Origin of the sequence: Scandinavium lactucae, assembly GCF_033843265.1 — a bacterium.
In the GTDB taxonomy this organism is placed as follows: domain Bacteria; phylum Pseudomonadota; class Gammaproteobacteria; order Enterobacterales; family Enterobacteriaceae; genus Scandinavium; species Scandinavium lactucae.
On sequence record NZ_JAWXRD010000027.1, the window covers coordinates 188,340 to 200,375 of the forward strand.

At 46.4% G+C, this 12,036-nt stretch carries 11 protein-coding genes; 8 read left to right on the top strand and 3 right to left on the bottom strand.

What is annotated here, in order from left to right:
• Position 1: 1 nt before the first annotated feature.
• Both SIK69_RS08895 and SIK69_RS08900 read right to left on the bottom strand, forming a co-directional pair.
• The gene (locus SIK69_RS08895; protein WP_047731830.1) at positions 2-1,273 is read right to left on the bottom strand and encodes a restriction endonuclease subunit S; all 1,272 of its coding nucleotides are present in this window, start codon (positions 1,271-1,273) and stop codon (positions 2-4) included.
• On the bottom strand, positions 1,263-2,786 hold the full coding sequence (locus SIK69_RS08900; RefSeq protein WP_047731832.1) for a type I restriction-modification system subunit M: 1,524 nt from the start codon (positions 2,784-2,786) through the stop codon (positions 1,263-1,265). The genes SIK69_RS08895 and SIK69_RS08900 overlap by 11 nt, the downstream gene beginning before the upstream one ends.
• Before the next feature lie 306 nt (positions 2,787-3,092).
• Here SIK69_RS08900 and SIK69_RS08905 point away from each other — a divergent pair, with 306 nt between their 5' ends.
• The 8 genes from SIK69_RS08905 (at position 3,093) to SIK69_RS08940 (ending at position 11,589) form a co-directional block, all read left to right on the top strand.
• Positions 3,093-4,235: a hypothetical protein gene (locus tag SIK69_RS08905; RefSeq protein ID WP_319785927.1), complete on the top strand. Its 1,143-nt coding sequence runs from the start codon at positions 3,093-3,095 to the stop codon at positions 4,233-4,235.
• A 153-nt stretch (positions 4,236-4,388) separates the two neighbouring features.
• Positions 4,389-5,510 carry a tyrosine-type recombinase/integrase gene (locus tag SIK69_RS08910; protein WP_089580510.1) on the top strand — a complete coding sequence of 374 codons (1,122 nt, stop codon included), beginning with the start codon at positions 4,389-4,391 and terminating at the stop codon, positions 5,508-5,510.
• A gap of 134 nt (positions 5,511-5,644) precedes the next feature.
• On the top strand, positions 5,645-5,833 hold the full coding sequence (locus SIK69_RS08915; RefSeq protein WP_045331629.1) for a helix-turn-helix transcriptional regulator: 189 nt from the start codon (positions 5,645-5,647) through the stop codon (positions 5,831-5,833).
• A 24-nt stretch (positions 5,834-5,857) separates the two neighbouring features.
• The gene (locus tag SIK69_RS08920; RefSeq protein WP_045331631.1) at positions 5,858-6,460 is read left to right on the top strand and encodes a hypothetical protein; all 603 of its coding nucleotides are present in this window, start codon (positions 5,858-5,860) and stop codon (positions 6,458-6,460) included.
• A gap of 58 nt (positions 6,461-6,518) precedes the next feature.
• Positions 6,519-9,119 carry a DNA polymerase type-B family protein gene (locus tag SIK69_RS08925; RefSeq protein WP_374941366.1) on the top strand — a complete coding sequence of 867 codons (2,601 nt, stop codon included), beginning with the start codon at positions 6,519-6,521 and terminating at the stop codon, positions 9,117-9,119.
• Between the two features lie 263 nt (positions 9,120-9,382).
• Entirely contained in the window at positions 9,383-10,309 is a 927-nt protein-coding gene (locus SIK69_RS08930) for a helix-turn-helix transcriptional regulator (protein WP_319785928.1), read from the top strand.
• Positions 10,302-10,709, top strand: coding sequence for a hypothetical protein (locus SIK69_RS08935; RefSeq protein WP_319785929.1), 408 nt, complete (start codon positions 10,302-10,304; stop codon positions 10,707-10,709). The genes SIK69_RS08930 and SIK69_RS08935 overlap by 8 nt, the downstream gene beginning before the upstream one ends.
• Positions 10,702-11,589 (top strand): GTPase family protein, encoded by an 888-nt coding sequence (locus SIK69_RS08940; RefSeq protein ID WP_319785930.1) that lies wholly within the window; start codon positions 10,702-10,704, stop codon positions 11,587-11,589. Before SIK69_RS08935 ends, SIK69_RS08940 begins: the two co-directional genes overlap by 8 nt.
• Before the next feature lie 50 nt (positions 11,590-11,639).
• Here SIK69_RS08940 and SIK69_RS08945 read toward each other — a convergent pair whose 3' ends face one another.
• On the bottom strand, positions 11,640-12,032 hold the full coding sequence (locus SIK69_RS08945; protein WP_319785931.1) for a hypothetical protein: 393 nt from the start codon (positions 12,030-12,032) through the stop codon (positions 11,640-11,642).
• Between the last annotated feature and the right edge of the window lie 4 nt (positions 12,033-12,036).

A 12,036-nucleotide genomic window follows, 5' to 3' on the forward strand; every position in this document is an offset into this window, starting at 1 on the left:
GTTAAGCGCTCACAGCTTCTTCAGCGTCTACTTTGACACGACGTTTCCCGGTCAGTAATTGCTGCATCAGAGCTTTTTTCTCGTCTTTCAAGCAGGCGAGTTTTTTCTCCAACGTGGAGATTTCAGCATCGGCAGCGGAAAGAACCGCGGCGATTTTTTGCTGTTCTTCAAAGCCAGGAACCGGAACTTTTAATGAAAAAAAGTCCGAAGGTTTTACATTTAGCAAGCCATGAGCCCGACCACCTTCATGAGCGATTTGAGACAAACTGTTATTCAAAAGGCCTGACTCAAAATAATGCTCCCAATAGTCACCGAATGATTCTTTGGGGGTAGAAAGTTCAAAACATATATACAGAGTTGTTACTACTCCCTCTGGGTATCGATTTAATCGTTTTATTGCACCCATCGGATAGCCATTAGAGTAACTTTTATTATATGCAAACTGTCCTTTTTTTAATAAGAAATACCCATCAAGGGTATCTGATGCCACTGTTTTCTTGAAAAAAGCCTCCTGCTTAATCAAACCATGTTGTCCGGAAATGGTTACAACATTAGTGCTCTTTCCATTGTTTTTGGTCGTAACCCTCTGAAATAATTTCGATAAGGCATACAATCCCCAAATTTCAGAAAACCTTGTACCATTATCATCCAGCAAGCGTTTCTTCCCGGTAAGCAATTGCTGCATCAGGGCTTTTTTCTGTTGCTGACTGTTAGTGAGAAGCTTTTCCGACACCGAAATCGCCTTATCCCAAGCGGACAGGATTTGGGCGATTTTCTTTTGTTCGCCAAAAGGAGGAACAGCTATTCTTAATTTCTTAAAATATGGAAGACCAATTGTTTTAATTGTAGAGCCAACAGCTTGCCTTTCGAACTCTTCTTTATTTAACTGCAACCAATTATAAAGATACCAACTATGAAGCTTTTCTTTATTATCACATTTCCAGGCAATAAAGTGCTGACTCACAGCCATTGGCGTAGCCATAACACCACTCTTGCCAACACCTGCGTCGCGCGATAATACAACAGTTTCCGCCGGATGTACTTCAGCTGAACTATTTTTGACGCCTTCTAGAGATATTTCTTTATCGGTTTCATAAACGTACCCTTTATCAAGGCGACATGAATCAGCGAGGGAAATCCATTTAATGCCACCATTCCAATATTCCGGGAATGATTTACTCGGTGTATGGCCACTGCATCTTTCCGCAAGATTATCTAATAGATCGTAGTTCCAACCTACAGGCAGCTTTTGCAATGTTATTTCACGAGCCATAACCCAGCTCCTTCAGATAACCCGCCATCTCCGTTTCGAGCTTCGTCAGTTCCATCTTCAGTTGCTCTCGCTCTTTACGCACGGCCAACAAGTTAATCTCATCCTCTTCTTCAAAGGTATCGACATAACGCGGAATATTAAGGTTATAGTCGTTGTCCTGAATCTCTTTCAGGCTGGCGAGATAGGCGTATTTCTCGACGTTATCGCCTTCACGATAGGTGTTAACGATCTTCTGGATATTTTCTGCGCTGAGCTGGTTCTGGTTTTTGCCCGCCTTATATTCACGGCTGGCATCGATAAACAGCACCTTGTCATCCACTTTCTGCTTCTTAAAAATCAGAATAGCAGCCGGAATCCCCGTACCGTAGAACAACTTATCTGGTAATCCAATCACCGCATCCAGTAAATTTTCGTCGATCAGTTTCTGGCGAATTTTGCCTTCGCTGGAGCCACGGAACAGCACACCGTGTGGCACCACCACGCCCATACGACCAGTCCCCGGTTTCAGGGTTTCTATCATATGCGTGATAAAGGCGTAATCTCCTTTAGTTTTCGGCGGTACACCACGACGGAAACGACCAAACTTATCGTTCTCGGCCTCGTCATGTCCCCACTTATCCAGGCTGAACGGCGGGTTAGCGGTCACGATATCAAACAGCATCAAATCACCATTTTTATCGAGCAGTTTCGGGTTACGAATGGTATCGCCCCACTCGATTTTATGGTTGTCTTCGCCGTGCAGGAACATGTTCATTTTCGCCAGTGACCACGTGGAGCCAATCGCTTCCTGACCAAACAACGCATAATTACGGCTGTCATGTCCGGAGACAATTTTACGTCCGCACTTCATTAACAACGAACCAGAACCACAGGCCGGATCGCAGATGGTATCACCCGGTTGCGGATCGAGCAGTTCAGCAATCAGATCGGAAACTTCTGGTGGGGTGTAGAATTCCCCGGCTTTCTGCCCACCACTGGCTGCAAAGTTCTTAATCAGATATTCATAGGCATTACCGATAACGTCCAGCGTACCTACACGGCTTGGCTTCAGGTTAAGATCTTCACCGGCAAAGTCTTCCAGCAGCTGACGCAGGATGGTGTTCTTCTGTTTTTCTTCACCCAGACGGTCAGTGTTAAACGAAATATCCTGGAACACGCTTTTCCCGGCATCTTTCAGTTTGGTGCCGTTGGCTTCTTCAATAGCGTGTAGTGCCTGATCAATACGCTCCCCGTTGCCCGGCTCATGGCGACGCTCGTAAAGAGCATAAAAGCTGGCGCTTTTCGGCAGCACAAAACGCTCGTTAGCCATCATCGCTTCAATCAGTTCCGGCGCATCACCGTACTGTTCTTTGTATTCGTCATAGTGATCCTGCCAGACATCTGAAATGTACTTGAGGAACAGCATGGTAAGGATAAAATCTTTATAGGTATCAGCACTGATGGTGCCACGGAACGTATCACACGCGGCCCACAGGGCTTTATTGATCGTATCCTGACTGATTTTGTCGTTCATGAATCATCCTGGTATGAAGAAAAGCTAGCGATGCAGGGCTTTGCATCCTAAAAATTGTGGTAAATGATACCTCAAGAAACGCCCCTGGACACACCTGAATCACAGTATCTTTACGGGAATTGTCCACCTGATACCGACAGATGACTTACCAATCCCCTCAAGTTTACAAGTTAATAAATTCTAATGATATTAGCAGGATAGACTCAATGTAAGCTATGGTGTAAAACTGCCGTTGGGGTAATGTTATACTCCCTTAACTCTCAACCGGGCCCCCCTACACGGCATTGCATCACAAAGGACTTTATTATGTTCGAAACTTATCTGGATCTATCCAACCGCAATGCTAAAAACGCACGCCTTCTCGCAAACTATCAACCCGATATTGATGCCCTGTCTGATCTCTTCTCTGAAACTGATTTGCTAAATTTGATGCTCATAACCGATTCAAATGGCGATATATGGATGAAACCCTCGAGCGACATAATCAACGTCATCAACTCATCGGCGATAATGTCTAATCAGATTAATTTTTTTCAGGATACAACTGTTCTGAAAAAATGGTGTGAGCTTCAAAGTAAGGAATTTTCCCGACTGGCAATAGAGATTTATGCTCACAAAGTGAAACGCCAGAATAAAATACCCAAGCATGTAATTGATAAACTAGATTTGTTCATTGAAAATGAATTTCGTTATGTAGAAGTTAATGGCCATCCATTACTTATGCCCTTCATGGAATTACTTGCTGACATGGTCACCCCTGCAACGTTTAGCACCCTTGATGGTTTTTCCTTTGATGGAAAGAAAGCCATTCGGGAATATGTCAGATCGATTAAATACTATAAGTTATATATCACAAAACACTTAACATCAGAGGATTGGCTCAATAAATTCCTTGAAGTTCAAGAGCTTAAACCTGAAGAAACTTCTTGGTTAGTTTTTTCTCATTTTTGTGAAAAATACCTTTTCAATATAATCAGTAAGACACTCGATGATATGAGAGCGAAGTTAATCATCGTTGATGACTATCTTCATCACCCCAATATGGTCATGTTAATCATATTGGCCATGTTACCTTATGAGATAATGCAGCCTGTTATATCCTATGAAAATTATAAAAACTCGCTTACTAATCCAGATACTTTCATTGTGAAAAGCACGATCAATCTTGGCAAAGCCAATTTGACAGGATATACAAAAGACATTGAACAGCTCCACCGTAAAGCCTACATTTATATTGCATTACTACTGAATCCTCAATGGATGCCGACTTCTAAAGAAATTATTTATTTTCTAGAGGGGCATAAATACTCTGAGGTTAAAGGATTTTTAAAATTCCCTCCGATAACAAAGACCCCGACTCCATCACCTGATTCTCTGATTAATGATATTACCCGACTCAGTTCAGTAAACTACGTCGAGAAACTTATAGCGCGAGCGCATAATAAATAAGCACTGCAAATATCGCTTCACTATTTCTATTTCTCTCATTTCCTACAGTTTATCACTCTTGCAAATTGACATGATGAACTGTTAAAATGACAACTCGCAATTAGCTCACCTTTCATCGTATTTTTCCTGGCACACATTCACAGGAGAACTACGATGTCCATTATTGATCTGCGTTTCAGCACTAAATCACTTCAGCAACTACAGCATCCGACGACTGGTTGTCAGGAATACCGTGATATTCACTGCCCCCATCTGAGGGCGCTGGTCTATCCCAATCAAATCACGCTCGCGTTTCGGGCGACCATCAACAATCAGCGTATTTATGAAACGCTGGGCACTTTCCCGCATCTTGATATTGAAGATGCCCGCCTGAACACTATGATTCGGCTTGGTAATAAAAAACGCCTTGCCATACAGTCCCGCCGTCATACCGTCGAGCAGGCTATCAACGAGTTGTGGATTCCTGATATGCAGTTATATAAGAAAAGTCCACAGTCTGAACTATCGAAGCTCAATCGCCATATCCGTCCCTTCTGGGGGAAGCGTCGCCTCTGTCATATCACCCCAGGGGAAATCGAAAAATTCGCCGCTGGCCTACGACCGAAATTAAGCCCGGCAACAATAAACCGCCTTCTGGCTCTGCTCTCAAAGATATGCTCTCTGGCTGTACGCGCTGAATGGATAAATCATTCTCCGATGACCCACGTTCGTTATCTGAAAGAGAACAACGTCCGGTATCGCACACTTTCTGCCACTGAAATTCCATTATTTATTGCGGCCGCTGAGGCCCTGAATACGCCCGCTGCTGATGCCATATTGCTTGCACTCTATACCGGTATGCGTATTGGTGAAGTTTGTACGCTGAAATGGGATTACTGGCATCCAGATGCACAGCAATTACTTCTTCCGGATACGAAATCAGGGCACCCATTCACCTGCCCGCTTGCAAATCCCGCAGTGGTCATTGTTCAGCGACAGGCACAACTGGCACTCAGCACGACCTGGATTTTCCCGCGCATTACCGACACGACTCGCCAGTTGAGCTATCCGCGTGAAACCTTTACCCGGATTTGTCGGGATGCTCGCATACAAAACCTGCGCATGCATGACCTTCGCCGGACGTTTGCCACCCGCGTGCTACAGGCAACCAGCGATATCGCCATGGCTTCCCGTTTACTGAATCACCATTCACTCACGGCCACCCGCCGGTATGCCTTTCATAATGCAGCAGACTCTCAGGCGGTAGTATCACAAGTGGTTGATAGTTATAAATAAAAATTGAAGGCATGAGCTGTGAGTTTTATGGCGTGTAATCAAACTGCGCAGCTCGTATGGTTAGAGCACACCACTGCAGGGCCCGGCAGTGACTGACAAACCCCTAAAGACTTTTAGCTCTGAGGAGCCCTGATATGTATCTCAACTGTAAAGAACTTGCACAACGCTGGAGAATTTCGCCCAGCACGATCGCCAGCGATATCACCCGAAATCCGGCCAAGCTCCCTCCGTTCATCCGGCTGGGACGTGCTATCCGTTTTCCCGTGGCTGAGGTGGAAGCTTGGGAACAGCAGCAACTCACAAATACGCAGACTTCGCGCTAATTTGACTTTCAAGGAGTAAAAACAATGAAAACCTCAAAAACACTCAGCTTTGACTACCTGGTTAACGCCAGCGACATACTTATCCCTGTCTCTGATGTCATCAGCATCAGTCTCGTTGAAAACCGCCTCAATTTTATTAGTCGGGCGTGCCGCCTGCTGCACACCGAGTCTTTTGATACGGATGAAGCAGCGAAAACTGCGTTTAACACCTATGCCCGCAACTTCGAAAGTAACCTGCCTGAAGAGGCAGTCTACCGGGGTAATAACTGCATTGCCCGACTTAAGTTCGTCTACGGCGTCAGCCTGTTCCAGAACGCAGAGCGGGCTATCCTGACGCTCACTAACCGTTATGGCGGAACACTAGTCAGTGAATCAGCCAAATCTGACACTCTTGATGAGGCATTTCAGGAACTGGCTACCACTCTTGGTGGTCGCGAATTTGAAGGAATGGGCTTTCGTTGGTTGCATGCTAATTGTCTTCTCTCCTCGCGACTCTTGCCGATGGTCGAAAAGACCCCGAACGGCGTCGTCATTAAAGTCAACGATAACTTCGTATCTTTCGTAGCAACGAAAGACGATGCTCTAAAAGAGCAACTGTTTGCTGAGATTCGTACAGCCCTTGCCTGATTTCCCCTTAATTAGCGGTGTCGATATTGACACCGCTCACCTGAATAAGAAAACACTTATGTTTGACATGAATGCACTGCTCGCAGATGCGGCGGGAGTGACGCAACCTGTCGCCCGCTCTGCTAAAACTCTTGATAACTTTCCGTTAATACCGCAAAAATCAAAAAATCGACTGGACGTCAGCAGCGAGCTACATCTTGATATCGGCTTTGATACTGAATATGTCTATAACCCACATACAAAGCAAAACGACATTCTGTCTTATCAGAGCTATGTCGTGCTGCCTGATGGAACGGGTGTTCCCGGAATCCTGTACCCCGCCAGCGCCCACAAAAAAGATCGCCTGTCGCTGAAAAACTTTCTCGCGAAAACCCTGACGCCACTATTGAAGAATGAGCAGATTAACGAATGGCCGGGTTCGATTACGCTGTATGCTCATTTCCTGCGGGCTGATGTTGCCTCGTTTGCCGATTTCTGGAGCGATCACAAAATATTGCTGAAAGGAATTCGCAGTACAGTCAGCAGTTTTAAAAACCGCTACGGTATTGATTTTGATGAAGTCGAAACTCGTCGTGAAAAAAACAGCCTAATCATGTTTGATAAGCGGACCAGCCCGTCCCGTTGCAGCAATGTAACGTTTACCGATACCTTGTTGATCACTCCGGGCGGTATGGGACTGACGGAATGTGGTGAATTACTTGGCCTGCCGAAACTAACCATTCCAGCACCTTATTCAATCAGCGATATGCGCCAGTATTTAAAAGGCGATCGACGCGGTTTCGAGGCCTATGCAGTTCGTGATGCCGAAATTGCCGTGCGCTATGCCTTACAGGTGAAATCGTTCTGCACTGAAAGTCTGCTGATTGAGCGCGTCCCCACTACGATTGGTGCGATGGCTGTTTCCCGGTTTCTCAAAACCATTAAGGAAAGCGGCCAGACTCCTGAAGTCTGTATGGGAACCTGGACGGAATCGCGCCAGCGCTGGAACCCGGACACTCAGGGATTCAGAACGTTAAAATCGACGCAGAGTATACCCGCAAGGGAACTCTATGAGACGTTCGCCATCAACTGCTATCACGGCGGTCGAAATGAATGCTTCATGATGGGCATTACCCCTGAAAGCCAATGGTATGACTACGATTTAGCAGGCGCTTACACCACCGGGCTGTTAGATATTTTGCAGCCTGATTACGATAATATTTACCAGAGCCAAAATCCTGAGGAATTTTGCGGGCATACCATGGGATTTGGGCTGGTCAGTTTTCGATTCCCCGACACGGTACGCTACCCCTGCCTGCCCGTCAGAACCGACCAGTACGGATTGTTTTTCCCTTTGACGGGTGAGTCATGGGCGACCGCCCCGGAAATGGCCCTCGCTCTGTCTCTGGGTGCGGAAATGACTATTCAGCACGGTATTATCATCCCCTGGCGTCAGTATAAATCTAATGATTCCTCATCACCGGCAGAACCAGCATGCTCCGTGTTTTTACCCTTTGTGCAACAGGTACGCGAAAATCGTAATCGCCATGATAAAGGGTCTCTGGAGGAGAAATTCTGGAAAGAGATCGGAAATTCACTGTACGGAAAACTCGCTCAGGGTCTTCACGCAAAGACTGCATTTGATACCGCCCGAGGGCTGAACAGCCCTCTGCCGCCTTCGTCAGTCACCCAGCCATTTTTTGCTGCACATGTCACGGGATTTGTCCGCGCGGTGGTGGGCGAGTTGATGAATGCACTCCCGCCGAATGCAACAGTGGTCAGTGTGACTACAGATGGTTTTCTGACGGATTCCGCTATCGATAATATCGATATGTCTGGCCCGTTATCATCACGTTTTCAGGCGTTATGCGACATTGCGGATCCGGGCTCGTCTATGCTGACCTGTAAACATCAGGTCCGGCAACTTGTCGCCATGAAAACCCGGGGGCAGTTGACCTATAAAGAACTTGCAGGCTACCCAATCGTACACGCCCGTGCAGGAGTTAAACCCCCTGCTGATATTCCCCGCGACGACTATAACCGCTATATGGTGGACCTCTATCTTAACAGGGCTCCGGGTCAGAAGCTTCGCAGGGGATCTCTCATTTCAACCCGTGATATGTGGTTGAATGAAAGCGACCTTGTCGCAGTTGAGTCGGATATCCGGTTAAATCTGGAGTTCGACTTTAAGCGCCAACTGATCGCCCCCACCATGAATGATGGACATTTGTTGATGTATTCCCGTCCGTGGAATGATATAGCCCAGGCACTTAAGCAACGCCAACTTTTCGATGACTGGCGGCAGACACACAGCCTGAAAGATGAAGCTGACTGGGAAGACTGGTGTGATTTTCTCTATTGCAGAAACGTTTTTACCCCTCTGAAACTGAAAGTAGGACAAAATCGAAGCGATGACGTCCTTGTTCGCCTTTTCCTGCGGGCCCTGGCTCAACATCAATGGGGGCTCACGCCGGACGACAGAAAGCGACAAACCAGTGTTGAGATAGCTGCATGGCTGGTCGAAGCAGGCTACTCTGTGACATCCAGTGATGTTAAAAATGCAGGCCGGGCTAAGCTCCCACCCATTATCTTTGGTTCTCTGACTTCCCGAATGACTCGCCTGATGGACCATATAATGCTGAAATATCCTGGCTTCTCATTGCCCTCGGTAATTTTGTAAATCCTTCACGCTGAATACCTATTTGCTAAGCCCACGCTCCCAGTCGTGGGCTTTACTGTTTGGTAGATAATGAAGCTGCGGTAATAAAGCTGCTTCCCGCAACCACCACAACATGGACAGGTTGAGTCCAAAAAAACCATGCTAAAAATATACCCTTGAATTTTATGGATTTTATTTTTTAGAAATCCCTCTTCGGCCTGGACTCATCTTGTCCAGCACCCTGCTGAAAATATCCTTCCAGCTTCAATTAATTGGATGCCTGAATGGATAAGCATGACAAACTTGGGTATCGCCTTGGATTGATACTGACTCGCCTTAACAACGGTGAATCGGTCACGGTGAGTGGGCTCGCTGAAGAGTTTAATGTCTGTGATAAGACCATCCGGCGTGACCTTACGCAGCGACTGGCTTATCTCAACCTTCTTCGCAGTGGTAAGAAATATCACCTTCCCGTTGGCGTTCTGGGACAGCGCAGCAATACGGACTTGCGCCGCTTTACGCGTATTCTGGGTATTGACGGGCTATTTCCACGCTGGGATGACCGCCTGTTAGGCATATTGCTGGGCAATGCCGAAAATAATCCGTTTCTGATCAAACAGCGACCCTATGAAAACTGTGGGGTTTTTATGTCTACGCTGAACACATTGTCAGACGCGATTCGCGGCAGCAAAAAAATAAGCTTTATGTATAAAACGAAACGTTACAGCGCCATTGAACCCTATCGTCTCGTCAGTGACAGAGGGCTCTGGTATCTCGCTGCCATTGAGGGAGGTGTGCTGAAAAGTTTCGTCATTTCAGCTATGAAACAGGTTCTGCCCAGTAACATGTCATTTGCCATGTCGCCGGAAATTCATCTGCAAATCGAAAATGCGGAAAGTATCTGGTATGGCGCAGAGCTTACTGAAGTACTGATGTCAGTTTCTGCACTTGTAGCCCCGTGGTTCTTGCGCCGTGCGCTGTTACCGGGTCAGGAAATTATTCACACTTCCGCAAGCGGTGATTTGCTCGTGATTTCACGGGTGGCTCACTTCGGCCAAATTATCCCTCTCATCAAATACTGGATGCCCGAGGTTGAAGTTCTAAAACCAGCATCGATTCGTAATCAGGTTACGCAAGACATACGCCTTGCTCTGGAACGATACGAGCAGAATGAAAGTACAGAATCAACCGGAGATACCTCTAATGAATAAAGATGAAAATGTACTCGGGAATTTTTTCGAAACCATAGCAACGGATTTACTCAGCGGTCTTCTTGACGCCAACGATAATGAACAGAATGCGCATCTTAAAGCCTGGCTTGACGCGCCATTCAATGTGGTTCCCGAACATCTCCTTCAGCATGCAGAGATGATTTGCAATCACTTCAATGCTGGCGAAAACGGACATTTGTTAATGCACGGTATTGATGATCAACTGGCCGCAATGAATCTTTCCCGCAAGGAACGCTTCAGCCCTATGAAAAAAGGGATCGTCGGTTACGCGGCACCCCGTGATCTGGAAAAAGTGAATGCCTTGCTAAAAGTAATTATTTCATATTACGAGTGTGCGCTAATTAAAGCGAAAATGGAGAATGGTGCTCAAGATGAATAATACAGAAACTAAAAATCGAAATCCTGTGAAGGATGCACTTGAAATATTACCTGAAAATATCAGGGACAGTATTGCCCGACGCATCAATGACGTTATCAGTTATGAGCCGGTCATTGGCATTATGGGAAAGACCGGAGCCGGGAAGTCCAGCTTATGTAATGCGATTTTTAAGGGTGATATTTGTGCAGTCAGTGATGTCGCCGCCTGTACCCGTGAAACGCAGGAAATGCGCATCCAGTTTGGCAAACGCTCAGTGCGGTTGATTGATATTCCGGGTGTGGGAGAAAATGCTGAGCGTGACGCTGAATATGAACAACTTTATCGTGCCCTGTTACCACAACTGGATCTGGTTCTCTGGGTGATTAAAGGCGATGACCGCGCCTTCTCTGCGGATGAACATTTCTACAAAAATGTGCTGGCCCCTGCTGGCGGTGAGGCTAAAACACTGTTTGTGCTTAATCAGGTCGACAAAATTGAGCCATTCCGTGAATGGGATGTTGTCAACGCCCGGCCTTCTCCATCCCAGATGCAAAATATCCTCGATAAAGAAGCATATATCACACAGCGATTTGGGTTTACTGACCATCCGGTGATCGCTGTCGCCGCCAGTGAGGGATACAATGTGACCCATTTGGTGGAGGCAATGGTTCGTGCGCTCCCAAAGCACGCTCAAAGCGGCGTCGCTTCTCAGGTGAGAGACGAGCACAAAACCCGTACAGTTACAGAAGAAGCAACGGAAGGATTTGGTGATACCGTTGATCGCGTTCTTGATGATATTATTGATAATACCCTGCCAGCACCATTGCGCGTCGTGGTGAAAGCTGCCAAAAAAGCTGTAGTCAATGGGCTGAAAAAAGCCTGGAACTGGATCTTTGGATAAAAAAAATAACGGGAGCAACTGCTCCCGTAATATTCATATCTCATTAATCATTATAATTTCACCAGCCCTGATTTAATTGCCAGACGGACACATTTATTGGCCTCCTGCATAATGACGTCCTGGGGATATCTGTTCATTTCCCGATACCCATCAGATTTAGCCATGCGGCCTTCCATTCCGGCATTATCCAGAATGGTCTTCCAGGCATCCCGAATTTTCTTTGAGTCCTTTTCACCTACTCCACCGGAGAGTGTGCCAAATAGCTCTTTGGCATTACTGTTGAGATTTTTGTATTCCGCTGCATTTGGATCCAGCAACATCGCCATTTGAGTTGACTGGCGAGTTGCTTCATAACAACGCCCTGCTGTATCAAGTGAAACAGAAGCGGCTATTGAGGTGACAGGCACGATGGCCGCAACACATCCGGCAATTATCTTTTTCATATCA